The sequence below is a fragment of the Ensifer sp. Root558 genome, assembly GCF_001427045.1.
Taxonomy (GTDB): domain Bacteria; phylum Pseudomonadota; class Alphaproteobacteria; order Rhizobiales; family Rhizobiaceae; genus Ensifer; species Ensifer adhaerens.
Genome location: NZ_LMGC01000033.1, coordinates 309,236 through 334,694, shown reverse-complemented (window position 1 = coordinate 334,694; position 25,459 = coordinate 309,236). Strand labels below are relative to the sequence as shown.

26 protein-coding genes and 1 tRNA gene are annotated in these 25,459 nt (G+C 63.4%); 21 read left to right on the top strand and 6 right to left on the bottom strand.

The window, feature by feature from the left end; all coding sequences use genetic code 11:
• Positions 1–42: 42 nt before the first annotated feature.
• Positions 43–1,608 (bottom strand): alkaline phosphatase, encoded by a 1,566-nt coding sequence (locus ASD63_RS25550; RefSeq protein ID WP_034802625.1) that lies wholly within the window; start codon positions 1,606–1,608, stop codon positions 43–45.
• Between the two features lie 263 nt (positions 1,609–1,871).
• Here ASD63_RS25550 and ASD63_RS25545 point away from each other — a divergent pair, with 263 nt between their 5' ends.
• A complete protein-coding gene (locus ASD63_RS25545; protein ID WP_034803099.1) occupies positions 1,872–3,182 on the top strand; it encodes an amidase in 1,311 nt (436 codons plus the stop codon).
• 473 nt (positions 3,183–3,655) lie between these two features.
• On the opposite strand, the gene ASD63_RS35780 is transcribed toward ASD63_RS25545, so the two are convergent.
• The gene (locus ASD63_RS35780) at positions 3,656–3,817 is read right to left on the bottom strand and encodes a hypothetical protein (RefSeq protein ID WP_089044398.1); all 162 of its coding nucleotides are present in this window, start codon (positions 3,815–3,817) and stop codon (positions 3,656–3,658) included.
• Positions 3,818–4,058: 241 nt separating this feature from the next.
• Here ASD63_RS35780 and ASD63_RS25535 point away from each other — a divergent pair, with 241 nt between their 5' ends.
• From ASD63_RS25535 to ASD63_RS25510, 6 genes are all read left to right on the top strand, one after another.
• Positions 4,059–4,562, top strand: coding sequence for a hypothetical protein (locus tag ASD63_RS25535; RefSeq protein WP_034803102.1), 504 nt, complete (start codon positions 4,059–4,061; stop codon positions 4,560–4,562).
• Positions 4,563–4,710: 148 nt separating this feature from the next.
• Positions 4,711–5,856, top strand: a complete 1,146-nt coding sequence (locus ASD63_RS25530) for a PspA/IM30 family protein (RefSeq protein ID WP_234798715.1) — start codon at positions 4,711–4,713, stop codon at positions 5,854–5,856.
• Positions 5,857–5,861: 5 nt separating this feature from the next.
• Complete coding sequence (locus ASD63_RS25525) at positions 5,862–6,491, top strand: OB-fold-containig protein (RefSeq protein ID WP_034802632.1); 630 nt, start codon at positions 5,862–5,864, stop codon at positions 6,489–6,491.
• 33 nt (positions 6,492–6,524) lie between these two features.
• A complete protein-coding gene (locus ASD63_RS25520; RefSeq protein WP_034802635.1) occupies positions 6,525–8,201 on the top strand; it encodes a flotillin domain-containing protein in 1,677 nt (558 codons plus the stop codon).
• A gap of 430 nt (positions 8,202–8,631) precedes the next feature.
• A complete protein-coding gene (locus ASD63_RS25515; RefSeq protein WP_159415406.1) occupies positions 8,632–9,738 on the top strand; it encodes a DUF937 domain-containing protein in 1,107 nt (368 codons plus the stop codon).
• 92 nt (positions 9,739–9,830) lie between these two features.
• Positions 9,831–10,328, top strand: coding sequence for a hypothetical protein (locus tag ASD63_RS25510; RefSeq protein ID WP_034802641.1), 498 nt, complete (start codon positions 9,831–9,833; stop codon positions 10,326–10,328).
• A 430-nt stretch (positions 10,329–10,758) separates the two neighbouring features.
• On the opposite strand, the gene ASD63_RS25505 is transcribed toward ASD63_RS25510, so the two are convergent.
• Positions 10,759–10,848, bottom strand: a tRNA-Ser gene (locus tag ASD63_RS25505).
• Between the two features lie 295 nt (positions 10,849–11,143).
• On the opposite strand from ASD63_RS25505, the gene rplU reads away from it, so the two are divergent.
• From rplU to ASD63_RS25485, 4 genes are all read left to right on the top strand, one after another.
• Positions 11,144–11,518, top strand: a complete 375-nt coding sequence (rplU, locus tag ASD63_RS25500; protein WP_034802644.1) for a 50S ribosomal protein L21 — start codon at positions 11,144–11,146, stop codon at positions 11,516–11,518.
• A 33-nt stretch (positions 11,519–11,551) separates the two neighbouring features.
• A complete protein-coding gene (rpmA, locus tag ASD63_RS25495; RefSeq protein ID WP_034802646.1) occupies positions 11,552–11,821 on the top strand; it encodes a 50S ribosomal protein L27 in 270 nt (89 codons plus the stop codon).
• 126 nt (positions 11,822–11,947) lie between these two features.
• Positions 11,948–12,580, top strand: coding sequence for a GNAT family protein (locus tag ASD63_RS25490; protein WP_034802649.1), 633 nt, complete (start codon positions 11,948–11,950; stop codon positions 12,578–12,580).
• Complete coding sequence (locus tag ASD63_RS25485; RefSeq protein ID WP_034802652.1) at positions 12,577–13,161, top strand: GNAT family N-acetyltransferase; 585 nt, start codon at positions 12,577–12,579, stop codon at positions 13,159–13,161. The genes ASD63_RS25490 and ASD63_RS25485 overlap by 4 nt, the downstream gene beginning before the upstream one ends.
• Before the next feature lie 43 nt (positions 13,162–13,204).
• Here ASD63_RS25485 and ASD63_RS25480 read toward each other — a convergent pair whose 3' ends face one another.
• A complete protein-coding gene (locus ASD63_RS25480; RefSeq protein WP_034802655.1) occupies positions 13,205–14,065 on the bottom strand; it encodes an endonuclease/exonuclease/phosphatase family protein in 861 nt (286 codons plus the stop codon).
• Between the two features lie 135 nt (positions 14,066–14,200).
• On the opposite strand from ASD63_RS25480, the gene obgE reads away from it, so the two are divergent.
• The 10 genes from obgE (at position 14,201) to ASD63_RS25430 (ending at position 24,476) form a co-directional block, all read left to right on the top strand.
• On the top strand, positions 14,201–15,223 hold the full coding sequence (gene obgE / locus ASD63_RS25475) for a GTPase ObgE (RefSeq protein WP_034802658.1): 1,023 nt from the start codon (positions 14,201–14,203) through the stop codon (positions 15,221–15,223).
• A 1-nt stretch (position 15,224) separates the two neighbouring features.
• A complete protein-coding gene (proB, locus tag ASD63_RS25470) occupies positions 15,225–16,394 on the top strand; it encodes a glutamate 5-kinase (RefSeq protein ID WP_034802661.1) in 1,170 nt (389 codons plus the stop codon).
• The gene (locus ASD63_RS25465) at positions 16,387–17,670 is read left to right on the top strand and encodes a glutamate-5-semialdehyde dehydrogenase (protein WP_034803104.1); all 1,284 of its coding nucleotides are present in this window, start codon (positions 16,387–16,389) and stop codon (positions 17,668–17,670) included. Before proB ends, ASD63_RS25465 begins: the two co-directional genes overlap by 8 nt.
• 16 nt (positions 17,671–17,686) lie before the next feature.
• Positions 17,687–18,295: a nicotinate-nucleotide adenylyltransferase gene (locus tag ASD63_RS25460; RefSeq protein WP_034802664.1), complete on the top strand. Its 609-nt coding sequence runs from the start codon at positions 17,687–17,689 to the stop codon at positions 18,293–18,295.
• Between the two features lie 102 nt (positions 18,296–18,397).
• A complete protein-coding gene (gene rsfS, locus ASD63_RS25455; RefSeq protein ID WP_034802667.1) occupies positions 18,398–18,829 on the top strand; it encodes a ribosome silencing factor in 432 nt (143 codons plus the stop codon).
• A gap of 263 nt (positions 18,830–19,092) precedes the next feature.
• Positions 19,093–19,575, top strand: a complete 483-nt coding sequence (rlmH, locus tag ASD63_RS25450; protein WP_034802670.1) for a 23S rRNA (pseudouridine(1915)-N(3))-methyltransferase RlmH — start codon at positions 19,093–19,095, stop codon at positions 19,573–19,575.
• A gap of 159 nt (positions 19,576–19,734) precedes the next feature.
• A complete protein-coding gene (locus tag ASD63_RS25445; RefSeq protein ID WP_060521429.1) occupies positions 19,735–21,129 on the top strand; it encodes a murein hydrolase activator EnvC in 1,395 nt (464 codons plus the stop codon).
• Positions 21,119–22,441, top strand: coding sequence for a S41 family peptidase (locus ASD63_RS25440; protein WP_034802677.1), 1,323 nt, complete (start codon positions 21,119–21,121; stop codon positions 22,439–22,441). The genes ASD63_RS25445 and ASD63_RS25440 overlap by 11 nt, the downstream gene beginning before the upstream one ends.
• A 246-nt stretch (positions 22,442–22,687) precedes the next feature.
• Positions 22,688–23,902: a divergent polysaccharide deacetylase family protein gene (locus ASD63_RS25435; protein WP_034802692.1), complete on the top strand. Its 1,215-nt coding sequence runs from the start codon at positions 22,688–22,690 to the stop codon at positions 23,900–23,902.
• Between the two features lie 52 nt (positions 23,903–23,954).
• Positions 23,955–24,476, top strand: coding sequence for an RNA pyrophosphohydrolase (locus ASD63_RS25430; protein ID WP_034802695.1), 522 nt, complete (start codon positions 23,955–23,957; stop codon positions 24,474–24,476).
• Between the two features lie 76 nt (positions 24,477–24,552).
• Here ASD63_RS25430 and bfr read toward each other — a convergent pair whose 3' ends face one another.
• Positions 24,553–25,044 (bottom strand): bacterioferritin, encoded by a 492-nt coding sequence (bfr, locus tag ASD63_RS25425; RefSeq protein WP_034802698.1) that lies wholly within the window; start codon positions 25,042–25,044, stop codon positions 24,553–24,555.
• Entirely contained in the window at positions 25,010–25,321 is a 312-nt protein-coding gene (locus tag ASD63_RS25420; protein ID WP_034803108.1) for a (2Fe-2S)-binding protein, read from the bottom strand. The genes bfr and ASD63_RS25420 overlap by 35 nt, the downstream gene beginning before the upstream one ends.
• Between the last annotated feature and the right edge of the window lie 138 nt (positions 25,322–25,459).

Here is a 25,459-nt window from a genome sequence, read left to right as displayed (position 1 = left end):
CGCGAACGCCGTTTGCAAAGCTGTTGGCCGCGACCGAATTCCTCATGCAATTGCGGCCGGATCGAGCGTCACGCGCCAGAGTTCCTGGTCCTGCCGGTCCATCAGCCGCACCGTCATCTGCTGCGTCTGGCCGTTGATATCGACGATGCCGAAAAACTGCAGACCAGCTGATGGCGGCAGGTTCTGGTCGATGCCGCCGCCGGATGCCTTGATGAAGCGAACCTCCGGCCCGAAGGTCATGTCGAGGTCCTTCGGCCCATAGGTGCCGGAATGCAGTGGACCGGACACGAACTCCCAGAACGGCGTGAAATCCTTGAATGCGCCGCGCCCCGGATCGTAGTGATGCGCGGCGGTGTAGTGCACGTCCGCCGTCAGCCAGACGAGGTTGTCGATGCCGTTGTCGCGGACGAAGCGCAGGAGATCGGCAAATTCGCGTTCGCGCCCCGCGGGCGGACCGTTGTCGCCGTTGGCGATCGCGTCCGAGCCGCGCCGGTTGGTGTAATCGTCCCAGACGACGAGACCGATCGGCATGTCGCAGGCGATCACCTTCCAGGTGGCCCGCGAGGCAGCAAGTTCGCGCTTAAGCCAGTCGACCTGCCGCCAGCCGAACAGGGCGCCGCCGCCGTCTTCTCCCTGGTTGGCGCCGCGATAGGATCTGAGGTCAACGAAGAACACGTCGAGCAACGGACCATAGCCGATCTTGCGGAAGATGCGGCCGGGCTGCGTTGCCGGCATGCGGATCGGCGTCATCTCGTTGAACGCCCGCGCCGCCCGCTCCGCATAGACGGCAACATCCTTTTCCGGATAGCGCGCGTCGTCGCGCAGGTCGGTCGAGGCCGACCAGTTGTTCAGCACCTCGTGGTCGTCCCATTGATAGAAAGTGGGGCACACGGCGTTGAGTTGCCGCACATGCTCGTCGAGCAGATTGTATTTCCATTGCCCGCGATATTCTTCCAGCGTCCGCGCCACGTCGCGCTTCTCATGCGTCACCACGCGGTTCTTCCAGACACCGCCATCACGTAGCGCTATCTCGTCAGGGATCGGGTTATCGGCATAGATCGTGTCACCGGAATGAATGAAGAAGTCCGGCTCGTGCTGGCGCATGGTCGAATAGGTCTTCATGCCGACATCATCAATGCCCCAGCCCTGCCCGGCCGTGTCGCCAGACCAGACGAAGCGGATCGAGCGCTTGCGCAAGGGCGCGGTGCGAAACCGGCCGGTGACCGGCGCGGAGACGCGGTTGACGTCGTAGAGATCCGTGGCGGTGAAGCGGTAGAAGATATCCTGGTCCGGCAGCAGCCCGTCGAGCGAACATTTGATCGCGCAATCCGTCTGCGGCGTCGCCGTCAGATCGGAAAGGCGAAGGGGGTTAGAGAAGCTCTCGGTGGTCGAGTATTCGACCGACACCTTCGACGGGCGATCCACCCGTGTCCAGATCATGCCGGAGGACGTATCGACATCGCCCGATTGCACGCCGTGAATGAATTCCGGCCGGCCGTAGCCGCGTGCATAAAAGGGTGTCGCAAGACCGGATGAGGCCACGAAGCCCGCGGCACCGGCGGAAAGCAGGAAAGAACGCCTCGAAAGCGTCTTGAGGATATCGGCCAAACAGACCTCCGATTCGGCAGCGCCACCGCGCGTGCCGGACCTTTGGTCATCTGGGTGTCAGCGACGTAACAGGCGCATGAAACTATTTGAACGGTTTGGCGACAGTTCGGTGAAGGCCGGAGCTGGCCGCGGCGACAATGGGACGATGGCAAACGCCGCCAATGCTGTTATCAAAGGCGATCAGCGTTGGCCTTGGTGAATCCGGGCAACGAACCCGCCTCCTGCCCCCGTTCGGTGGCCACACAAATCGACAGGTGATCATCGTGTCCCATGCCGCCAACGTCTCCGTCCGCGACCGCCTGGAACAGATCCTGAGCCGGCTCAACAATCGTCGGCACGAGGAAAAGGCTTTTGTCCGGCTCTACGAAGAGCGCGCGCGGAGCGAGGCAGACGCGGCCGACCACCGCCGGCGGGCGGGGGACAGCCTTGGGCCGCTCGACGGCAAGATCGTTTCAATCAAGGACCTGTTGGATATCGCCGGCGAACCGACGCTTGCCGGCTCCATCATCCGCCGCGACGCGCCGCCGGCCCAAAAAGACGCGCTCGTTGTCCAGCGGCTGCGTGCTGCCGGTGCGGTCATTATCGGCAAGACGCATATGACCGAATTCGCGTTTACGGCCGTCGGGCTCAATCCGCACTACCCCGTGCCCGGAAACGCCACAGACGAAAGCCTGATCCCCGGCGGTTCATCCTCGGGCGCTGGCGTGTCGGCAGCAGAAGGCACCTGTGACATTGCCATCGGTTCAGATACCGGTGGCTCGATCCGCATCCCCGCGGCGCTGAACGGCATCGTCGGCTTCAAGCCGACGGCGAACCGCATCCCGCTCGATGGCGCCTTTCCGCTCTCGCCGGTTCTGGATTCGCTCGGACCGCTCGCCCGGACCGCGGCCGATTGTGCAGCGACCGATGCTGTGATGGCCGGCGAGCAGCCAAGGCCGCTTGTCGCCCGTCCTGTCGCAGATCTTCGTATCGGCATCCCCCGTGGCAGGCTGTTTGAAGACCTCTCCCCCGAAGTCGCCGACGCCTTTGCGGCAAGCCTCGACCGACTGGCCAAAGCGGGTGCCAAGATCGTCGACTGCACCATCGATGACTTGATCGAGAAGCTCGGCCAAGCGACGCGGATCGGCTCGATTGCGGGCCTGGAGGCAAGCCGTATCCACGCCGGATGGCTGGGTGATGCGGCCGTCCCAGTCGACGAAAGGGTCAAGTTCTCGCTTCGCCGCCGCCTTTTGGTGCCCGACGCGACGATCTCGGCCCTGCTGCAAACCCGGCATGCGCTCGCTGCCGCCATGGACGAGCGGCTCTCGCCCTACGATCTCATCGCACTGCCGACGACGCCGATTGCGGCCGTGTCCATCGCAAGCGTCGACACCGACGCGGCGGAATACGACCGCGTGGAGAGCCTGCTGCTGCGCAACTGCCAGGTCGCCAACCAGTTCGATCTCGCCGCTATCACCCTGCCGATGCCGGGCCTTGTGCGGCCGGCCGGACTGATGCTGGTTGGGAGAAACGGAACCGATGCGACCGTACTGGCGTCAGCCCTTTCAGCCGAGGCGCTGCTTCAGGAAGCTTGAACGGCGCGCCCGATGGTCATCGAATGAAACACCAGCCTGCAAGCAGTCCGGTTCGGCAGTCGTCGTCGAAGGACATCAAGCGGGCATGGATCCCGTTGAAATCGGAACTCCGCAACGCCTTGTTCTCTACGGCCAATTGCTCGCGCCTTGATGCGCCAAGCATGCCGAGCGATGTGCGCGCCGATTTTGCGACAGCGATATGCGATGAAGCAGACTTGATCTGCGACGCGCTTTAGCGTGAGCGCTTCGAGGCCTGAAGGATCAGCCAGACCGGTACGCCGATGACCGTATGCCAGATAGAAAATGTCATGCTTGTGCGTCTCCCCTAGCGCAAGCGATACGTGGCCGCGAACTCTCCCGACATCCGACGCGTCGCCGATTGAAACCCGGTCAGAACAGGACATCCCTGATTCGATTCGCAACCGATGGTGGATTACGTTCGAAAAATAGTTCGTGGAGGAGACGCGCTCCGCTCAATGCATCGTTTCGCCGGAGATCTCGTCACGGAGGATGCGGAAGGCATCTTCAAGCGCGGCGACCAAGACATCGGTCAGTTCGTCGCCGTCATTGTTCGCGAGATAGAGGGCAACCATCGTGTCGGATGGGTCGCGGTAATGCTCGATATCGTTTGACATATCATTGTCCTTCATTCGCCGTGTCACATCCCGGCCATTGAGGTGACTATAGGCGAAGGGACTTGCGTAAAGCTGGATGCATGACATCAGGCGAAGGGCACAGCACGCAGCGTCGCGTTATTCTCCATGCGCTCCCTAACGGGGTCGACCGACAAAGGATAGAGGATAGCGACCTATTTCGCTCGCGCCGGGCGCACGAGCACGCTAGAGCATGTCGCCGACGAACGACGCGGGAATGAGCATGTCGAAGAAAACCAAGAGCGACGAAACCGCGGACGTGCAGCGCCTGAAACTCGATTTTCCCGACATCCATGCGGATCTGATCGCCGGCCGCATCCCGTCGCTACGCAAGGCGCTTATCGCGGCAGGGCTTAAGGACGAGCGCACGCGCCTCGACAAGCTCAAGAATTCCTGGACCAAGGCAAGCCCCACCGAGCGTGAAACGTTCCTCAAGTGGCTGAGCAGCAATGGCGGCCCGGACGGGCTTGCCCCACACGCTCATATCGATCCGCCGCTCGCAGCGCCCCCCGCGATTGCCAGCGGTCGCTACCTGCTCCCCGAAACGATCGCCGAAATCCGCACGATCATGAATCGCCGCCGGATGCGGGCGAACGACATCATGGCCGAGATGGGATTTGCCGGCGACGACCTGTCCCTCACCCGCGCCCTGTCCAAGGGCGCAAGCCTGCGGCTCTCGGTGATTGCCGCGCTGGAAACCTGGTTGCGCAACAACGCGGCGGAGTGAACCCGCCGGACAATCGTCCGCTTTCAACGCGCCCCTCTTCCGCCCGCTGCAACCCGCATTGCCGGCGCGCGACCGTTGCGCGCGTTCAGCAGAAGAAAATTGCAACTTAAACCTGAGCCAATCCTTGAAAGCACGAAAGTGGTGCTTTATGTTATTGCTCATGGCTCAGGGCAACCACACGTCGATCTTGTACTACGATCTCGCGCCGGACGCGGAGGCCAGACGTGCGCTGGAAGAAACCTTCGTTGCCTACGGCGACATGCTGGCGATGCTCGATGAACTCGCCGGCGAAAAGGCGGGCGCCAATCTCGTAACGTTGCATGAACTTGCCTACGAAACGGTCCGGGAGCGCACCGGGCTTCCGGCGCGCATGGTCACGCTTGGACTGCGTGACTTCGCGGCAAACCGCGGACAGCAGGCCAATGCCGAAAGGCTGCCGCTGGACGACAAGCTTTTCGCAATCAAGGGACCGTCGGATCTGACCGTCGCCACCGTGCGTGGTCGCGTCGCGATCCCATACGACGTCGCCGGCTATTCGCCGGGCACTCTGAATATCTTCGCCGCCCAGCTCGTTGCACAGCACGGCGGCTATCAGATCCACATTGGCGTCACCACGCATTCCGACCGAACGGAGAAGAAAATGATGACGAATGAAGGCATCCTATCCCGTATGGGCCGCTTGATCGCCGGTCTCGCCAATGCCGCCGTCGACAAGGCGGAAGGCAGCAACAAGATCGTGATCGTCGAACAGGCACTCCGCGAAATCGACGCGGCGGCTGAAGAGGCCCGGGTCGATATCGGCCAGGCACGCGCCGAGGAGTATCGCATCCTCAGCCGCCGCGACGAAATCGGCGCCGATCTCGAAAAGCTGGACGAAAAGATCAGCACCGCCATCTCTGCCGCCCGGGAAGACCTTGCCAAGGCCGGCGTCGCCCGCCAGATCGACCTGGAATCGCAGCTCGCCGCCCTGGACAAGGCGCTCGCCGGCGCCCGCACCGATCTCGAAGAGGGCCAGCAGGCGCTGCAGGCGGTGCTTGCCACCCGCCGCGAGGCCGAGGCGCGGCTCGCCGATCTCAAGCGCAGCATCGCCCAGTTCCCCGAGAGCAAGGTTTCGGGCCTGGCGAAGCCCAGCCCGGTGGACGGTGCCGCCCGCGCCGCTGCCGCCGTCTCCCGCGCCACGGGCGTACCGGGCGGAGAACACGGCAACAGCGCCGAGCTGGACGAACTCGACCGCCTGCATCGCGATCGGGCGATCGACGCGAGACTGGCCGCACTCAAGGCAAAGCAGCACTGACGCCGATGCTGTTCTTCCTCGCCCCGGAATCCCTACCCTTCGCGGTTGCGGCGGTGATGTTGGCCGCCTTCACCGGCATCGAGCTCCTCTGCCTGCTGCTCGGCTTCTCACTGGGTGAGGCGATCGACAAGGCCTGGCTGGACGACCACAACGCATTGGGCGGGCTGATGTCCTGGTTCAATGTCGGCGGCGTACCGCTGCTCGTGCTGCTGATGCTTTTCCTCGGCCTCTTCGCGATGATCGGTTTTGTCATCCAGGCGGTGGCCGGGGCCCTGTGGGTGCCGCTGCCTGCCCTTGTCGCGGCGCTACCGGCACTCGCCGTCTCGCTGCCCGCAGTTCGGATGTCGAGCCGATGGGTGGCAAAGATCGTGCCGCGTGACGAAAGCTATGCCGTCGATCTCGGCGATTTCGTCGGCCGCAGCGGCGAAGTCACCGTCGGCCCACTGGACCAGGGCCTGCCGGGACGCATCCGCCTCAAGGATCGCCACGGCAACTGGCATGTGCTGCGCGCGCGCGCCGCCCGCAACGAGCAACCGATCGCCATCGGCGCGCAGGTGCTCGTCGTCGATCGCGTTTCCAACATTTTCATTGCGATATCGGCGCCGGCAGACCTGCTGACGCCGCCCAATCCTTAAAATTCCCACGTCTTAAAGTCTCACGGAGCAACCATGTTTTATGAACTCTTGGTGCCGGCCGGCATCGGCATCGTCCTGATCCTCGGCATCGGCTTTGTTCTTGCATCGCTCTATACCCGCTCGAGCCGCGACGAAGCCTATGTGCGCACGGGCCTTGGCGGCCAGAAGGTGGTCCTCGACGGCGGCTCCATCGTGCTGCCGATCTTCCACTCGATCGCCCGCGTCAACCTGAAGACGCTGCGCCTTGAAGTCCGTCGTGGCGAAGGCGACGCGCTGATCACCAAGGACCGCATGCGCGTCGATATCGGCGCGGAATTCTATGTCCGCGTGAAGCCCGATGCCTCCTCGATCGCGCTTGCAGCCCAGACACTCGGCGACCGTACCAACGATGCCGAACAGCTGCGCGTGCTGATCGAGGCCAAGTTCGTCGACGGTCTGCGCTCGGTCGCCGCCACCATGAGCCTCGACGCGCTGCAGGAACAGCGCATGGATTTCGTCAAGGCGGTGCAGGAAGCGGTCGGCGCCGACCTGCAGTCGAACGGTCTCGAACTCGAATCCGTTTCGCTGACCCGTCTCGACCAGACGGATATCAAGCACTTCAACGCCAACAACTTCTTCGACGCGCATGGTCTTGCGGCGCTGACCCGCATTACCGAGGGCCGCAAGAAGGAGCGCAACGAGATCGTGCGCGATACCGAAGTCGCGATCGCCCAGAAGGATCTGGAAGCCCGCCAGCAATCGCTGACGATCGAGCGCACCAAGCGCGAGGCGGAGCTGAACCAGGAACGCGACATCGCCAACAAGTCGGCCGCCACCCGCGCCGAAACCGCGCAGCAGGAACAGGCGGCCAAGCGCGCCGAGGAAGAAGCTCGCATCGCCGCCGAGCAGGCGATCGCCGAACGCGAGGCGCTTGCCAAGCAGGCGCGTGAAAGCGCCAACATCGACGCCACCCGCGCCGTGCAGCAGCGCGACACGGAAGCCCGCCGCGACCTGCAGATCGTTTCGCAGGAAAGCGCCATCGCGGTTGCCAACAAGAGCCGGGAAGAGTCCGAGGCGAAGGCCCAGGCTGAAACCGCCCGCGCGCTCGCCATCGCCGCGGAAGAAAAGGTGGAGACGGCAAAGGCCGTGGAAATCGCCGAACGCGAACGCCAGATCGCCGTCATCGACGCCCGCAAGAACGCCGAAACCGAAGCGACCGCCGTGACCGTCGGCGCCGAAGCCGAAAAGCAGGCGGCCCTCGACCAGGCCGATGCGATCAAGACGCTGGCCACCGCCGAGGCCGACGCCGCGATCATCAAGGCGAAGGGCGTGCTCGAAACCGGCAAGGCCGCAGCCGAGAGCGAGGCGCTGCTCAACGAGGCCCGCAACAAGCTGAGCTCCGCCATCATTGAATTCGAGATCCTGCGCGAACGCATCCGCATCATTCCCGAAGCGCTGGCAGAAGCGGTCAAGCCGATCGAGAAGATCTCCGACATCCGCATCTTCGACACCGGCGGCATGCTCGGCCGCAACGGCGGCGGCGACGGTGCTGCCAACGGCATCGGCCTTGGCGACGGGTTGGCGGGCCAGCTCCTGTCCTACCAGGCCAACAAGCCGATCGTCGACCAACTGCTGAAGGAAGCAGGCTTCAACGGCGAAAATGCGATCTCGTCGCTGCTCGGCAACCTGCAGGCGGCACCGTCGCCGGCGGAGAAATCGCCGAAGAAGTAACGCGAAACCGACGGGATCCCTGGCCTCGCGGCTGGGGATCAGACTATGGGTGCGGGCATCAGGTCAGGCCGGCCCGCGCGTGACCGCAAGCATCCTGCGGCGCTGTCGTCGCGACCCTTAAACCGGCCCTGCGGCCGACGGTCCGCCTGCTTCCCTCCTGCCTCGGCTGCCGGGTCACGGGCCGCTCAACATGCTGGCGCACTAGCGCGCGTGTTCAATGCGCCACGTTCTGCCGTTTCCGCAAGTTGCCGAGAACTGGCCATTTACATCCACAAGTGCTAATATTTTTGGGCCGAAGGTTCCAGAGGAACCCGCCTCGCGACCGACAATCAGATAAACGCGAATTGCTTGCAGCCAATTGCCGCGCCGTCGGACGACCGCTCCATGAGCGCCGTCGATGTCCGACGACATCAACGTGGAGGAAAAGCCAATGGCCAGCAATCTTGTTTCGTATATCGCGCAGATGCTTACCCCTGACATGATCGCACGCATCGCTTCGGCGCTCGGGCTCGACAGCAGCAAGGTGCAGGGCGCCGTCAGCGCCGCCATTCCCGCGGTGCTGGCGGGACTGACGGGTGTCGCCGCGCAACCGGGCGGGGCGCAGAAGATCGCCGATACCGCCAGTCAACAAGGCGGATCGCTCGACAGTCTCATCGGGATGCTTCAGGGAGGCGATCAGGCGACGCTTAGCCAGAACGGGTCACAGATCATTTCGTCAATCTTCGGGGCAAAGGACGGCAGTGCGCTGGCAAGCGCCATCGGCGGGATCTCCGGCATGGACCCGCGGGCGAGCGGTTCGTTGCTGGCGACGCTTGCTCCCCTCGTGCTGGGTGGCCTTGCCCGGCAGAGCGGCGGCGATCTCAGCGCCAATGGCATTGCCGGACTGCTCGCGAGCCAGAAGGACAACATCGCGGCCGCCCTGCCCTCCGGCGCAAGAGAACTGCTTGGCGGAACAGGCTTGCTCGGCGGGCTCGGCGCTTCGGCACAGTCTGCCGCGGCCTCGGCGAGCCAGGTCGCCCGCAACGCCGCGACAGCGGCTTCGTCCGTCGGTGGAGCCGGTCAGCGCGCAGCCGAGGCGGCGACGCCGTCCGGGTCGCGCAACTGGCTCTACTGGGTGATTGCCGTGCTCGCGCTTGCAGCCGTGCTCTTCTATCTGTTCGGCAGACCGAGCGGAGAGGTCGCGCCACAGGCTGGCACGGCGGGGCAAAGCTTGACGGTCGGCGGGGTCGACATCGGCCGGCAGGTCCAGGACAGCATGGCGAGCCTGCAGACAACGCTGACCGGTGTCACGGACGCCGCCTCGGCCACGGCCGCCCTGCCGAAACTGGAGGAGATTTCAGCCGGGCTCGACAAAGTCACGGGCGCCACCGGGCAACTGTCTGCCGAACAGAAGGCAGCCCTTTCCGCGCTCGTCGGGCCGATGATGCCAACGCTCAACGGGCTTTTCGACAAGGTGCTGGCGATACCCGGCGCTTCCGACATCGTGAAACCCGCAATCGATGCATTGAAGACCAAGCTCGCCTCACTGGCGACCTGAAGAACCAGCCCAAGCATGAGCTGCCGGCCCTGCATTCCGCACGGACCGTTGGCGATTGTCATCGACGAAACCGGATAGGAAGGAAGACGGCCATGGCCGACAAATCGACATTCACCCCGGAAGAATGGACGCTGCTCCTGGAGAGCGTGATGATGGCCGGCATTGCCGTGACGGCCGCGGAGCCGAGCGGCCTCTGGGGGATGATGAAGGAAGGCATCGCCAACAGCAGCGCACTTCTGCAGGCAAAAGCCGATGCCGCAGCAAGCCCGCTCGTCAAGGCGCTGGTCGCCGACTTCGAAACCTCGGAGGGCCGGACCGCCGCTCGCGATGGGCTGCAGACGAAACTCAAGGGTGCCAAGCCGGAGGACATGAAGGCCAGGTGCATTGAAACGCTGAATCAGGCCCGGACACTCGTCGAGACCAAGGCGCAGGGTGATGTCGCAGCCTTCAGCACATGGCTATACCAGATCAGCCAGAAGGTGGCGGAAGCCGCCAAGGAAGGCGGCTTCCTGGGCTTCGGCGGCGTCGCTGTCAGCGATGCTGAGAAGGCCACCTTGTCGGAAATTTCCGCGGCGCTGAAAGTCGCCTAGGCAGCTGCGTTTCGCCGCGGAAGCACGAACGTGCCGTCAGCCCGGCCGCCGACGCCCTTGCCCGGTTCGCAACGGCATCGATGGCTATAGTTCGGCAAACCGCAATCGCTGGCGACAACGCCGCGACATCGTTGTCAGATGGGTCACCCTTTGACGCGGCGCACGACCCGCGATCGCCATATCAGGGTGGGCTATCGGAAGCGCCGGATGACCGCTGGCAAGGAGAACGATCGATCGCCCCGCCTCCGACACAACAGGGACGTGCCCGCCCCCATCCTGAAACAGATATCGAGCCTGCTGGCGATTTTGTTTCCTGGACGCCGAAGTCGAGTTGATAGAGACGCGCGTTTAAACAACGAACCCCGGAAGCTTCCGTGAACCGCCCTGAAGTCGGGCTGCTTCGCATAGCACATGGTGGTGAGATAGATTATGGCGGAGAGGGTGGGATTCGAACCCACGGTACGGTTGCCCGTACGCCGCATTTCGAGTGCGGTGCTTTCGACCACTCAGCCACCTCTCCGCTTTGCTGGTCGGCGCTTGTTCGGCGCGGTCGGGTTCATAGCGGCAGATTCGGGTGCTGGCAAGGGCCTTGTTTGAAGAATATGTAACGGCCTCGTTGCTTTCGCCTTGACACGCCTGTGCAAATCCTTGTAATCCGCGCAATGAAGTGGTGTGGCCTAGCTTCACCGCAGCGGGTGTGATTTGCGCCCTTTCACCGGTGGATATCCGAAAAGGAGATCCACTCAACTGTCGACTGAGAAAAAGACGGCCTTGTCTTCGGGCAGAGAGCCGGATCGAACATGAAAGGATAAAAAATGTTCGCAGTCATCAAGACCGGCGGTAAGCAGTACCGCGTGGCCGCCAACGACGTCCTCACCATCGAAAAGCTGGAAGGCGTTGCAGGCGACAAGATCGAATTCACCGAGATCCTGATGGTCGGCGTTGGCGCCGATGCAACCATCGGTGCTCCGTTTGTCGAAGGCGCCGTTGTCAGCGCTGAAGTTGTTGAGCAGGGTCGCGCCAAGAAGGTCATCGCCTTCAAGAAGCGTCGCCGCCAGAACTCCAAGCGCTCGCGCGGTCACCGCCAGCACCAGACGACCGTCCGCATCCTGGACATCGCTGCTGCCGGTGGCAAGGCAAAGAAGGCTTCGAAGAAGTCTGAAGCTGCCGCTGAAGCCGCTGCAAACTGAGTTCAGGGATCTAAGGTTTAAAGGAGAACACCAATGGCACACAAAAAAGCTGGCGGTTCGTCGCGTAACGGTCGCGATTCTGAGTCCAAGCGCCTTGGCGTGAAGAAGTTCGGCGGCGAGAACGTCATTGCAGGCAACATTATCGTGCGCCAGCGCGGTACGAAGTGGCATCCGGGCGCCAATGTCGGCCTCGGTAAGGACCACACGATTTTTGCACTTACGGCCGGCAACGTGGACTTCCGTACGAAGGCCAATGGCCGCGTGTACGTGTCTGTAATGCCGAAAGCCGAAGCAGCGGAATAAGCCGGTAGCGCTCTAAAACAGCCGGCGTCTCATCGACCCGGCTGACGCACCTGATGGTTCCAAGCCAGACTTCAAAGGGGAGATGGGGCAATACCCAACTCCCCTTTTTCGTTTCTGGAGGAAACCATGCAAACCGAGTTGTTGAGGGAAGACCAATCCCGGTCTCCCGAGCAGAGGCTGAGGCCCCAACGGTCAAGGACCGATTGCCCGATATTGTTGTCACCCCGGCTCGTTCTGCGCGCGCCCCATGAAGACGATATCGACGCCCTTGCCCATCTTGCCAACAATGCCAATGTCGCGACCATGGTTTCGCGCATGCCGCACCCGTATACGACGGCCGATGCCGCCGACTTCGTGCGACGCGCGAAAGCCGGCACGATTGGCAAGTGCGTCTACGCGATTACCAAAGCGGACAATGGCGCATTTCTCGGTTGTTGCGGTATCGAGCCGCATCCCGATGGCAAGACGGCGGAGCTCGGCTATTGGCTGGGCGAGCCCTATTGGAACCAGGGCTATGCCACCGAGGCCGCCCAGGTCCTGACCGACATGGCCTTCCGCACCCGCGACATCGACCAGATCGATGCGCGCTGCCGGGTCATGAACTTGGCATCGCGCCGGGTCATCCAGAAGTGCGGTTTCCAGTTCCAGGGCAGCGGCATGGTCGGCAGCCTGGCGCTCGGCGGCTCGATCGCCGTCGAATGGTACCGGCTCGACCGCAAGACCTGGGTCTCCTTGAGAAGCTGGGGAGGCATGCGATGAACGCGCTCGCTTCCGAACGCCAGCGGATCGTTGCCCGCCCCGGTCCCGGCCCCTGCCCGGTCATCGAGACCAAGCGCCTGGTCCTGCGCCCGCATCGGCGAAACGACGCCGAGGCGATCGCCCAGTCGCTCGGCGATTTCCAGGTGGCGCGCATGCTGGCGCGCGTTCCCGCGCCCTACGATCAGCAGGACGCGCTCGACTGGCTGACGGCGCAGACTTCGGGGCTGACGCCCGACTGGACCTTCGCCGTCACCACCGGTGACGACGTGCACATCGGCTGCGTCGGCATCGAGCTCCGCCACGGCCAATGGCATGTCGGCTACTGGCTGAACCGCTTCTACTGGGGCAAGGGCTTTGCCTCGGAGGCGACCTATGCGGCGGTCGAGCGCTTCTTCCGCCGCATGCCCGAAACGACCCTGCATTCCGGCGTCTTTGCCGACAATCCGGGATCGCTGAAGGTGCAGGAGAAGATCGGCTTCCAGATCACCGGCTGCGCCCAGGTCTATGCGCTCGCGCGCAACGCCATGGTCGCCCATATCGAGACGCGGCTGACCGCCGCCGATCTGCGCCGACCGCACTAGAGAACATCCCCGCGAAGCTCGGGCTTCGCGGGGACCTTTTTTGTCATGCGAGCGTGAAACCGACAGGCAGGTGGTCGGAACCCTTGGCCTCATAGTCGGTCCAGGCATCGGTGAGACGAGACGCAAGGCCGGCGCTCAAGAAACAATAGTCGAGATGCATGCGTTTTTCGGGGTTTTCGGGATGGATCCAGCTATAGCTTTCAGGCGTCAGGCGGCCGAGATGGGCAAGCGCATCGACCGGATTCTCAAGCCGCAGCGAACGGCCGTAGAAGGCGTCGCGCGAGCCGGTCATCGCGCAGTATTCCGGCGTCTCCGGCTCCATGTTGAAATCGCCCATGACGACGAAGTCCTCCGGATGCGGCGGCTCGGCCATGCCGAAATCGGCCGCCCCGGTGATCGCGCCGCCTTCGAGCGGATAACCGAGCAGCCGCTCCTTGAGATAACGGATCTGGGCAATACGCTCGGCCGGCAGCACATGATCGAGATGCACGGAATAGACCCGGAGCGGACCGTCGGGCGTTGCGACCAGCGCTTCCGTCGCCCCGCGCTGCAGGTTCATCGGGCTGATCGTGCGGGTGCGCGGCAAGGGGATGAGCCGGGTTGCAAGGATCGGCCAGCGCGACAGGATCATGTTGCCGAACTGGAAGCGCCGGCTGACGGCGCGTCCATCCTCGATCGCCGAACCGATGTCGATGTCGCAAGGCGCGTGGAAGGCGGAGAAATGGCCGGGAAACAGCTTTTCGAAGCGGGTGACGAGATCGACATGGCCGTTGCGGTGAAAGCCGCGCGTCACTTCCTGAAGCGCGATGATGTCGGCGTCCCCGATCGAAGCGGCGATACGCTCGGGATCGAAGCGACCGTCGAGGCCGATGCCGTATTGGATGTTGTAGCTAACGAACCGCACGATATTCTTTGACCTCCGAATAAACCGCCTATATCGATGGCGGCAAATTACAGCGCCGCGCATCCTTTAGGACCTGCAAAGGTCGCTGTAACACTTTCTAAGACCGCGCACTTACACCGAACAGATGGCAGCCCAATGAAATTTCTCGACGAAACGAAAGTCTATATCCGCTCCGGCGACGGTGGCGCAGGCGCCGTCTCGTTCCGGCGCGAGAAGTTCATCGAGTTCGGCGGACCGGACGGCGGCGACGGCGGCCGTGGCGGAGACGTCTGGGTTGAGGCCGTCAACGGTCTGAACACGCTCATCGACTTCCGTTACCAACAGCACTTCAAGGCCAAGACCGGCCAGCACGGCATGGGCCGCAACCGCACCGGCGCCGGCGGCGACGACGTGACGCTGAAGGTCCCGGTCGGCACCCAGATCTTCGAGGAAGACAACGAGACGCTGATCGTCGACATGGTCGCCGAGGGCCAGCGCTATCGGCTGGCCGCCGGTGGCAATGGCGGCTTCGGCAACGCCCGCTTCAAGTCCGCGACCAACCAGGCGCCGAACTGGGCCAACCCCGGTCTCGAGGGCGACGAGAAGACGCTCTGGCTGCGGCTGAAGCTGATCGCTGATGCCGGTCTCGTCGGTCTGCCGAATGCCGGCAAGTCGACCTTCCTTGCCGCCTGCACGCGCGCTCGCCCGAAGATCGCCAACTATCCGTTCACGACGCTGCATCCCAATCTCGGCGTCGCCACCATCGACGGCAACGAGTTCATTATCGCCGACATTCCCGGCCTGATCGAAGGTGCGCATGAAGGTGTGGGCATCGGCGACCGCTTCCTCGGCCATGTCGAGCGCACGCGTGTGCTGCTGCACCTCGTCTCCGCCCAGGAGGAAGATGTCGCCAAGGCCTATAAGACGGTCAGGCACGAGCTCGAAGCCTATGGCGGCGGGCTGGAAGACAAGCCGCAGATCATCGCACTGTCGCAGATCGACGTGCTCGACGAGGACGAGCTGAAGATAAAAGCCAAGGCGCTGGCCAAGGCCTGCGGCGAGCAGCCCCTGCTGCTCTCTGCCGCCGTCGGCAAGGGCATGACCGAAGCGCTGCGAGCGTTGCGCAGCGTCATCGTCGCCGCCAAGGCCGGTGAAGGCTATGGCGAGGAGAACCTCTGAGATGACCAAGACCCGCAAGCCGCTTTTGAAGTATCGCCGGGTCGTCATCAAGATCGGGTCGGCATTGCTGGTCGACCGCGCCACCGGGCTGAAGAAGGCCTGGCTTGACGCCATGTGCGCCGACATCGCCGGCCTGAAGTCCAAGGGCGTCGAAGTGCTGGTCGTCTCCTCGGGCGCGATCGCGCTCGGCCGTACCGTGCTCAACCTGCCGGCAGGTGCCCTGAAGCTCGAAGAGAGCCAGGCGGCCGCCGCCGTCGGCCAGATTGCGCTCGCGCGCGCCTGGTCGGAGAGCCTTTCGACCGATGCCATCGTCGCCGGCCAGGTGCTGCTGACACTCGGCGACACGGAAGAGCGCCGCCGCTACCTCAACGCCCGCGCCACCATCAACCAGCTGCTGAAACTCGGCGCCGTGCCGATCATCAACGAGAACGATACGGTCGCGACCACAGAAATCCGCTATGGCGACAACGATCGTCTCGCCGCCCGTGTCGCCACTATGGTCGGCGCCGATTTGCTGGTGCTGCTCTCCGATATCGATGGGCTCTACACGGCCCCGCCGCATCTCGACCCGAACGCCCGCTTCCTCGAAACGATCGCCGAGATCACCCCTGAGATCGAGGCCATGGCCGGGGGTGCGGCATCCGAGCTTTCGCGCGGCGGCATGCGCACCAAGATCGATGCCGGCAAGATCGCCACGACCGCCGGCTGCGCCATGATCATCGCCTCAGGCAAGCCGAACCATCCGCTGGCGGCGATCGAGGACGGTGCCCGTTCGTCCTGGTTCGCACCATCAGGCTCGCCGGTGACCGCGCGCAAGACCTGGATTGCCGGGCAATTGCTGCCGGCCGGAACGCTTGCCGTCGATGCCGGTGCCGAAGAGGCGCTGCGCTCGGGCAAGAGCCTGCTGCCGGCCGGCGTCCGTGACGTGACGGGCAGCTTCAGCCGCGGTGACACCATCGCCATTCTCGGCACCTCCGGCCGCGAGATCGCCCGTGGTCTTGCCGGCTACGATGCCGACGAAGCCCGCCAGATCGCCGGCAAGAAATCGGCCGAGATCGCCGCGATCCTCGGCTATGCCGGCCGCGCCGCCATGGTGCACCGCGACGATATGGTGATGACCGGAAAACGCGCTGAGGCCGAGGGCAGCCGGAAGGATGAAGTCCATGCTTGACGAGGTGAAAAACAAGGGCGACGTCGAGACCGTCATGCTGGAGATCGGCCGCAACGCCAAGGCCGCCAGCCGACCGCTTGCCATCGCCAGCGCCGAACGCAAGCACGCCGCCCTGATCGCCATGGCCGATGCGATCGTCGCCCGCACGGACGAGATCCTGGCGGCCAATGCGATCGACCTTGAAAACGCCCGAGAAAGCGGCGTCGCCGCCTCTTTCATCGACCGCCTGACGCTGAGCGAAGGCCGCATCCGCGACATGGCAAACGGCATTCGCGCGATTGCCGAGTTCAAAGATCCGGTCGGTGACATCATTGCCGAATGGGACCGGCCGAACGGCCTGCACATCGAGCGCGTCCGCACGCCGCTCGGCGTCATTGGCGTCATTTATGAAAGCCGGCCGAACGTGACGGCTGATGCCGGCGCGCTGTGCCTCAAGGCCGGCAACGCCGTGATCCTGCGCGGCGGCTCCGACAGCTTCCATTCCTCCAGCGCGATCCATGCCTGCCTCGTCGAAGGCCTCAAAGCCGCCGGCCTGCCGGAACATGCGATCCAGATGGTGCCGGTCTCTGACCGCGCGGCCGTCGGCGCCATGCTCTCGGGTCTTGGCGGCACGATTGATGTGATTGTACCGCGCGGGGGCAAGAGCCTCGTTGCCCGGGTGCAGAACGAAGCGCGCGTGCCGGTCTTTGCCCATCTCGAAGGCCTCTGCCACATCTATGTCGATGCCTCTGCCGATCTCGCCATGGCGGAAAAGATCGTCGTCAACGCCAAGATGCGCCGCACCGGTATCTGTGGTGCTGCCGAAACACTGCTGATCGACCGCAACGACGCCGACCGACTGGTCAAGCCGTTGCTGAACGCCCTGCTGTCAGCGGGCTGCGAAGTACGCGTCTCCGACGAGCTCTCAGGCGCGGTCGACGGCCTGAAGGAAGCGACCGACGAGGATTGGGCAACGGAATATCTCGACGCCATCATCTCCGTGAAGCTGGTTGACGGGATCGCCGGTGCGATCGAGCACATCGGGACCTGGTCGTCGGCCCACACGGAGGCCGTCATCGCTGAGGATCCCGAGGTCGTCGAGCGTTTCTTCTCGGAGATCGATTCCGCGATCTTGCTGCATAACGCCTCGACCCAGTTTGCCGATGGCGGCGAATTCGGCATGGGCGGTGAAATCGGCATCGCCACGGGCAAGATGCATGCGCGCGGACCGGTCGGCGTCGAACAGCTGACCTCTTTCAAGTATCGGGTGCGTGGTGCTGGACAGGTCAGGCCCTGAGGTGACGGCAGGCAGGGTGAACACCCGCTACCTGCGCATGCCCCATGTCGAAGCCGGCATGGTGGTGGGCCTCTTCGGCGGATCCTTCAACCCGCCGCATGAGGGCCATGTGCTCGTTGCCGACACGGCGATCCAACGGCTCGGGCTCGACCAGCTCTGGTGGATGGTGACCCCCGGCAATCCGCTGAAGGACCACAACAATCTGGCGCCGCTTGCCGACCGCATCGCCATGAGCGAAGCGATCGCGCACAACCCGCGCATCAAGGTGACGGCCTTCGAAAAGGCGTTGAGGCAGAGCTATACCGCCCGCACGCTCGAAATCGTGCAGGCGCGAAACCGCGACATTCGCTTCGTCTGGATCATGGGCGCCGACAACCTGAAGAGCTTCCATCGCTGGCAGAACTGGCAGAAGATCGCCCGCACTTTTCCGATCGCCGTCATCGATCGGCCGGGCTCGACGCTCGCCTATCTCTCCTCACGCATGGCGAAAACCTTCGACTATGCTCGCATCGACGAGGACGACGCGCGGCGCCTCCCCTTCCACCGCGCGCCAGCCTGGACCTTCATCCATGGACCGCGCTCATCGATGAGTTCGACGGCGCTTCGCGCCGCCGGTGGAGTATGATTTCCAGGGATTCAGTTCTGCTGTCTTGAAACAGCTACGGTTTGATGCCTACATTCATGGACGGTTCGATCTTTGTTCGAATCGGAAGTGCCTGTTCTGTTCATGTGGAAAGGAAAGACCCTGACAACAGCACACGCCAAGGGATATGCGGTTACCGCATTCCCGCGCAGCACGGGATCTAGCGACGAAGCCGCTGTCCGTGCGCTTCAACTGGTCCTCGAGAGCCTAGAGGACTCGAAGGCAGAAGACATCGTCAGCATCAACATTGCCGGAAAGTCGGCGCTGGGAGACTTCATGGTCGTTGTCTCCGGGCGATCGAACAGGCATGTGATGGCCATTGCAGATCACCTGACGACCGACCTGAAAGACGGGGGCTTTGGCAATGCCCGTGTCGAAGGTCTGGAAGGCGGTGACTGGGTGCTGATCGACACCGGTGATGTGATCGTTCACATCTTCCGGCCGGAAATCCGGGAGTTCTACAACATCGAGAAGATGTGGGCGGCTCCCGAGATCGAGGACGGCACCTTGCATTGAGACCGACCGGGTCGCCGCGCAGCTGAATGCCGGACGAGCCGAGTTGCGGTCATGCATGAATGTGAAGGGCTGGCGCCGCCTTGGGCGGCGTTGTCAGCCGGATATTTGTTGCGACTGATCGTAACCTGCAGGCCCGTCAACCGGACAAGGCGCGCAACGACGCTGCAAGGCTCCAGGAACGCGGTATAAGATTCTCCTTGAATCGACCCGATTTCAGGAACTATGCAGTGCGCGTTGCAGCGCAAGCGAGGACGGACAAGGTCATGCGTATCGGACTTTTCGCAGTCGGCCGCCTCAAGGCGGGGCCGGAAAAGGATCTTGCGGCCCGTTATCTCGATCGCTTCTCCAAGGCCGGTCCGGCGATCGGGCTTGAGCTTTCCCGCGTCGTCGAAGTCAACGAAAGTCGTGCTTCGAACGCCGAGACGCGCAAGCGCGAGGAAGCCGCACAGCTCGAAAAGGCACTGGCCGAAGGCAGTCTGCTCGTGCTCTTGGACGAACGCGGCAAGGCGCTGGATTCGGAAGGCTTCTCATCGCTTCTCGGCACGTTCCGCGACAGCGGCAAGCGTGACCTGATGATCGCGATCGGTGGCGCCGATGGTCTCGATCCGAGCCTTCATCCCCGCGCCGATGCGGTGCTGAACCTTGGAAAGATGACCTGGCCGCACCAGCTCGTGCGCATCCTGATCGCCGAGCAGCTCTATCGGGCCGTCACCATTCTCTCCGGCCACCCCTATCATCGGGTCTGAAGCGGCGGGGCTGCTTTTCGGGCAACCTCTCCCGGTACACGCGGCGATAACGAGAATATGCTTGGTCGTGCGCGCCAAATCAGATTAGGTTTTTTCCTCATATTTTCGGATGGACGCACGCAACGGATGACGCCCCGAGGCAGGACCAGCGTTTTCGGCATGGGAAGAGACGACGCAGGACGGCTTGCCCGTACTGCGGCGGCCTTTGCGCTTGCGCTTGCGATCGGCCTGCCGGCGAGCGCCCAGGAGGCCACGCCGCCCGCCGCCGCGACCGGTCAGGAGCAGGGCCCGCCCGACCCCGCCGCCGACCTCACGCTTCGCCGCAACAGTACGCGCAGCGAACTGGATGCGCTCTCCAAGACGATCACGCTTTCCCAGGAGCGCGCCAATGCGCTGACGGAAACCATTGCCGAAATCGACAAGACCAACGAGACGCTGCGCGCCGCAATCGTCGAGTCCGCAAAGAAACGCCAGGATCTCGAACAGCAGATCGTCGATGGCGAGAAGAAGCTGAGCGACCTTAGAACCAAGGAAGACACGGTCCGTCGCTCGCTGCGCTCACGCCGGGGCGTGCTTGCCGAGGTGCTCGCCGCCCTGCAGCGGATGGGACGCAACCCGCCGCCGGCGATCCTGGTGACGCCTGAGGATGCGCTCGGCTCCGTGCGCAGCGCCATTCTGCTTGGCGCCGTCGTGCCCGGCCTGCGCAAGGAAACCGAAAACCTGGTGGCCGACCTCAAGGCGCTCGCCGACATCCGCACCGGCATCGACCGGCAGCGCGAGGACCTGACTGCGGCAATGACCGCCAATGTCGAGGAAGAGCGCCGCATGTCGATGCTGGTTGCCGAAAAGGAAAAGCTGCGCCAGACGAGCGCCAGCGAACTTGCGGCCGAGCAGCGCAAGGCGCAGGAACTGGCCTCGCAGGCGACCAATCTCCAGGGCCTGATCGGCTCGCTCGAGGACCAGATCTCCTCCGTTCGCGAGGCTGCCGAAGCGGCGCGCGCGCAGGAGGAAGAACGCCGTCGTATGAGCGAGGCAGAGCGCGAGGCGGCGCGGGAACTCGCCCGCAATGCGGTGCCTGACAAAAACCGCATTGCGCCCGCATATGTGTTTTCGGAGCTGAGGAACAAGCTTGCCTATCCGGCCGCGGGATCGCTGTTGCGCAAATTCGGCGATGCAGACGGCACGGGGCATTCCCTGCAAGGGATCATGTTGGAAACCAATCCCGGCGCGCTGGTGACTGCGCCGTCAGATGGCTGGATCGTCTATGCAGGCAATTTCCGCAGTTATGGGCAGATGATCATTCTCAACCCGGGCGACGGCTACCACGTCGTGCTTTCGGGGATGGAGAAGGTGAGCGTTCAGACTGGGCAGTTCGTCGTCGCCGGAGAACCGCTGGCGACGATGGGCGCAAAAAGAGTGGCGAGCGCTGCGGCCTTGGCGCTGGAAACGGACCGGCCGACGCTTTACATTGAATTCCGAAAAGACGGAAAACCGGTTGATTCCCGACCATGGTGGACCGCAGCAGAGGTTGGAAAGGCGCGAAATGATACGTAGGGCTTCACTTGTTCTGGTCGGGGCGCTGATGGGCGCGACCGCGATGGGCGTGGTTTATTCGGCTGTCGTTCCGGCCGTCGCTGCCAACACCTCGACCTATCGCGAACTGGCAATCTTCGGCGACGTGTTCGAACGCGTGCGGGCGCAATACGTGACGCCGCCGCAGGACGACAAGCTGATCGAGAACGCGATCAACGGCATGCTTTCCTCGCTCGACCCGCATTCGAGCTACATGAACTCGACCGATGCCGAGGACATGCGCACCCAGACGCGCGGTGAATTCGGCGGCCTCGGCATCGAAGTGACGATGGAAGACGACCTCGTCAAGGTCACGAGCCCGATCGACGACACACCTGCGGCCCGCGCCGGCGTGCTTGCCGGCGACTTCATTTCCAAGATCGACGGTGCGGATGTTCGCGGACTGAAGCTCGAAGACGCCGTCGAAAAGATGCGCGGCGCCATCGGCACCCCGATCAAGCTGACGATCCTGCGCAAGGGCGCGGACAAGCCGATCGAACTGACGATCGTCCGCGACGTCATCGCCGTTCGTGCGGTCAAGTTCCGCACCGAAGGCGACGTCGGCTACCTGCGCGTCATATCCTTCACTGAAAAGACCTATGACGACCTGAAGAAGGGCATCGAGAAGATCAAGGCCGAAGTGCCGGCCGATAAGCTGAAGGGCTACGTGCTCGACCTGCGCCTCAACCCGGGCGGTCTGCTCGATCAGGCGATCAACGTCTCCGACGCCTTCCTGGAACGTGGCGAAGTCGTTTCGACCCGCGGCCGCAACCCGGACGAGACCCGTCGCTTCAACGCCACGCCGGGCGATCTGACCGATGGCAAGCCGGTAGTCGTTCTGGTCAACGGCGGCTCGGCCTCCGCTTCGGAAATCGTCGCCGGTGCCCTGCAGGACCTGAAGCGCGCGACCGTGCTCGGCACGCGCTCCTTCGGCAAGGGTTCGGTCCAGACGATCATCCCCCTCGGCGAAGCCGGTGCGCTGCGTCTGACGACGGCGCTCTACTACACGCCGTCAGGCAAATCGATCCAAGGCACGGGCATTACGCCCGACATCAAGGTCGAACAGCCGCTGCCGCCGGAACTGCTCGGCAAGGTCGAGGCTCAGGGCGAGTCCGATCTGCGCGGCCACATCCAAGGCCAGAGCGAGACCGACGAAGGCTCCGGCTCGGTCGCCTATGTGCCGCCGGAAGCCAAGGACGACCTGCAGCTGAACTACGCGCTCGACCTTCTGCGCGGCAAGAAGACGGACCCGTCCTTCCCGGCGAGCCCCGAGCAGGCACAGTTGAAGAAATAAGCCTCACAGACACGAAACGAAGCGCCGCATGTTCACCCGAACATGCGGCGCTTCGCATTTGGCCCCATGACTCGGCCGGCCGATGCACTGGTCAAGCCTTCGCCACTAAATTATAGGGTTAGCAAGCGCTGCCGCGGCCACTGATTCTTTCGAAGGCATACGGCGTGCGACGGGAGAGGATCGGCACGCGTCCTGGCGCCGGCCTCGCTCTAGCGGCAACATCCCACAGCTCGACCGAGGCTTCGTTTGGGAACTGATCTCAATGCTCCGCTCGGCCAGAACCGGCGGGCCAAGCCAGTGTCGAAGCGCAATCCCCAGCGAACGCTCGGGTTTTCTCTTGCCGGCCTTTGCATCGCCGCGGTGATTGGCATTTCCGCCTGGAACACGCTTTCGCCGGACGGTTTGCGGCGTGATTCCGCATCGCCGGTCGTAACGGCCGAGAAAGCGAAGAGCCCAGGCGACAAGGCATCCAACCCGGCCAGCGGCCAGACGGGCGTCGGCTCCGGAACGATGGCACCGGGAACGGCCTATTCCGGCGCCGATGTCGAGCGCACGCTTACCGACGACGGCTCCACCGTCACGACGTTCTCGCCGCGCAGCCGCGACGGCAAGGGACCGGCCCTCATCAATGTCGGTCCGATCCGCGGCCAGGATCCGCGCATGGCGGCGATGCCCAATGACGACCTGCTGGAAGAAAGCCCCGCCGGACGCCTGCCGATCATCGGTCCCGACGGGCTGCGGCCGCTCGATCAATATGCGCGCCCCTGGTCGGGCGCGCGCGGCACACGCATCGCACTTGTCGTCGGCGGGCTCGGCCTCAGCCAGACGGGAACCCAGAAGGCGATCCGCGACCTGCCGGGTGAGGTGACGCTCGGCTTTGCCACGGCTGGAAACAGCCTGCAGCGCTGGATGCAGGAAGCGCGCCGCAGCGGCCATGAGATCCTGTTGCAGCTTCCGATGGAGCCGTTCGACTATCCGGCCAACGATCCAGGCCCCAATGCGCTGCGCGTCGGCCTCGGCGAAAAGAAGAACCTCGCGGAACTGCACCGCAACCTCGCCGAGATCACCAATTATACCGGCGTCATGAATTATCTTGGCGGCCGCTTCCTGTCCGATGCCGATGCGCTGGAGCCGGTCATGCGCGATCTCGGCAAGCGCGGCCTGCTGTTCCTCGACGATGGCACCTCGGCGCAGTCGCTGTCCGGCAAGCTTGCCGGCGCCTTCGACGTGCCGCACGGCTTTGCCGACCTGACGCTCGACAGCGAACTCAGCCGCAACGCGATCCTGAAGAAGCTTGATGAACTCGAACGCATCGCGCGCCGCAACGGTACCGCCATTGGCGTCGCTTCTGCCTTCGACGAGAGCGTCGGCGCGATTGCCTCCTGGATCGGTGAAGCGCAGGGGCGCGGCATCGAGATCGTCGGCGTTTCCGCGCTCGTCAAGGATCCGCAACAGAACTAGCTTAAAGCCGTCCCCACGGGACCAATGAACGTTTGCACAGAAGAGGCAGCCGATGAGCAAGGACAAGAAACTGAAGGCGGATGACCTTCCCTATCGCCCCTGTGTCGGGGTGATGGTGCTGAACCGGGCGGGCCTCGTCTGGGCCGGTCATCGTATCGCCGTCGGCAATTCCGAATATGACGGCTCGCCGCAGCAATGGCAGATGCCGCAGGGCGGCATTGACAAGGGAGAGGATCCGCTGAAGGCCGCCTATCGCGAGCTTTACGAAGAGACCGGCATGAGCACCGTCTCGCTGCTGGCCGAAGCGCCCGGCTGGATCAACTACGACCTGCCCGAACATCTGATCGGTATCGGCCTCAAGGGCAAGTATCGCGGCCAGACGCAGCGCTGGTATGCCTTCCGCTTTGAAGGCGAGGAAAACGAGATCGCCATCAACCCGCCGCCGGGCGGACATGAGCCGGAGTTCGACGCCTGGGAATGGAAGCCGATGCGCGACCTGCCGGAGCTGATCGTGCCGTTCAAGCGCAAGGTCTACGAGGAAGTGGTTGCGGCTTTCGCGCATCTGGCGCCGTGAACCGGACCTGCCCGTTCCTGAAACGACAAAGGCCGGCGATATCGCCGGCCTTTATGTTTGCAAGCTTTTACCAGGCTCAGTCGGCTTCGGCCTCGTTGGCCGGAGCGGCATTGAGCTGGCCGTATTTCTCTTCGCCGATCTTGTCGAGCAGCTCGAGCTGGGTTTCGAGGAAGTCGATATGGCCTTCCTCGTCGGCAAGCAGCTCTTCGAAGAGCTTCATGGAGACGTAGTCTCCGGCGGCATGACAGATGTCGCGGGATTTCTTGTAGGCGGTGCGGGCGTCGTATTCGCCGGCGAGATCTGCCTTCAGCACTTCCTTGACGTTCTGGCCGATGCGCAGCGGCGCGACCGTCTGCAGGTTGGGATGGCCTTCAAGGAAGATGATGCGCGCGACGAGCTTGTCGGCATGTTGCATCTCCTCGATGGATTCGGCCCGCTCCTTCTTGGCGAGAAGCGTATAGCCCCAGTCTTCGAGGAGGCGGTAGTGCAGCCAATACTGGTTGACGGCACCGAGTTCGAGATAGAGCGCTTCGTTAAGCTGCTCGATGACTTTTTTGTCGCCTTTCAAGATCCGCCCTCCGGTTGTCGTCGTGGAATTGTCTGAGGCGGGTCATGAAATCAAATATCTCTGCGTCCGTCGAGTCGCGGTGCGCGTGATATTGCTCGGTGGTGCGGATGATGATGTCGACGACATTGGGGAAACAGCCGCAGCAACGGCCGCGTTTTTCCATCGCGTGGTAGACTTTCGCCGGCACGATCAGCTGCCAACAGTCCTCGTCGAGGAGACCAATGATCGTGTCCTCGATCTCTTTTTCCGTGATGAAATTGCAGCTGCAAACCAGCATGTCGTCTCGCCTGTCGTACGCAACGCCCTGTATCAGCGCATAAAGCAAAACAGGACATTTAGTGTCAACTAAAAACTCCGCGAGCGGAAGTTGCGGGTGGATTAGAACGACTCTAAACTTGACAAAAAACTTCGCCTT

What these genes read in the sequence shown, in the direction of transcription:
- ASD63_RS35780 (WP_089044398.1), bottom strand. Translation starts at nt 3,817, where the DNA reads ATGTCAAACGATATCGAGCATTACCGCGACCCATCCGACACGATGGTT.
- ASD63_RS25535 (WP_034803102.1), top strand. Translation starts at nt 4,059, where the DNA reads ATGTCGAAGAAAACCAAGAGCGACGAAACCGCGGACGTGCAGCGCCTG.
- ASD63_RS25530 (WP_234798715.1), top strand. Translation starts at nt 4,711, where the DNA reads ATGTTATTGCTCATGGCTCAGGGCAACCACACGTCGATCTTGTACTAC.
- ASD63_RS25525 (WP_034802632.1), top strand. Translation starts at nt 5,862, where the DNA reads ATGCTGTTCTTCCTCGCCCCGGAATCCCTACCCTTCGCGGTTGCGGCG.
- ASD63_RS25520 (WP_034802635.1), top strand. Translation starts at nt 6,525, where the DNA reads ATGTTTTATGAACTCTTGGTGCCGGCCGGCATCGGCATCGTCCTGATC.
- ASD63_RS25515 (WP_159415406.1), top strand. Translation starts at nt 8,632, where the DNA reads ATGGCCAGCAATCTTGTTTCGTATATCGCGCAGATGCTTACCCCTGAC.
- ASD63_RS25510 (WP_034802641.1), top strand. Translation starts at nt 9,831, where the DNA reads ATGGCCGACAAATCGACATTCACCCCGGAAGAATGGACGCTGCTCCTG.
- rplU (WP_034802644.1), top strand. Translation starts at nt 11,144, where the DNA reads ATGTTCGCAGTCATCAAGACCGGCGGTAAGCAGTACCGCGTGGCCGCC.
- rpmA (WP_034802646.1), top strand. Translation starts at nt 11,552, where the DNA reads ATGGCACACAAAAAAGCTGGCGGTTCGTCGCGTAACGGTCGCGATTCT.
- ASD63_RS25490 (WP_034802649.1), top strand. Translation starts at nt 11,948, where the DNA reads ATGCAAACCGAGTTGTTGAGGGAAGACCAATCCCGGTCTCCCGAGCAG.
- ASD63_RS25485 (WP_034802652.1), top strand. Translation starts at nt 12,577, where the DNA reads ATGAACGCGCTCGCTTCCGAACGCCAGCGGATCGTTGCCCGCCCCGGT.
- obgE (WP_034802658.1), top strand. Translation starts at nt 14,201, where the DNA reads ATGAAATTTCTCGACGAAACGAAAGTCTATATCCGCTCCGGCGACGGT.
- proB (WP_034802661.1), top strand. Translation starts at nt 15,225, where the DNA reads ATGACCAAGACCCGCAAGCCGCTTTTGAAGTATCGCCGGGTCGTCATC.
- ASD63_RS25465 (WP_034803104.1), top strand. Translation starts at nt 16,387, where the DNA reads ATGCTTGACGAGGTGAAAAACAAGGGCGACGTCGAGACCGTCATGCTG.
- rsfS (WP_034802667.1), top strand. Translation starts at nt 18,398, where the DNA reads ATGTGGAAAGGAAAGACCCTGACAACAGCACACGCCAAGGGATATGCG.
- rlmH (WP_034802670.1), top strand. Translation starts at nt 19,093, where the DNA reads ATGCGTATCGGACTTTTCGCAGTCGGCCGCCTCAAGGCGGGGCCGGAA.
- ASD63_RS25445 (WP_060521429.1), top strand. Translation starts at nt 19,735, where the DNA reads ATGGGAAGAGACGACGCAGGACGGCTTGCCCGTACTGCGGCGGCCTTT.
- ASD63_RS25440 (WP_034802677.1), top strand. Translation starts at nt 21,119, where the DNA reads ATGATACGTAGGGCTTCACTTGTTCTGGTCGGGGCGCTGATGGGCGCG.
- ASD63_RS25430 (WP_034802695.1), top strand. Translation starts at nt 23,955, where the DNA reads ATGAGCAAGGACAAGAAACTGAAGGCGGATGACCTTCCCTATCGCCCC.
- ASD63_RS25420 (WP_034803108.1), bottom strand. Translation starts at nt 25,321, where the DNA reads ATGCTGGTTTGCAGCTGCAATTTCATCACGGAAAAAGAGATCGAGGAC.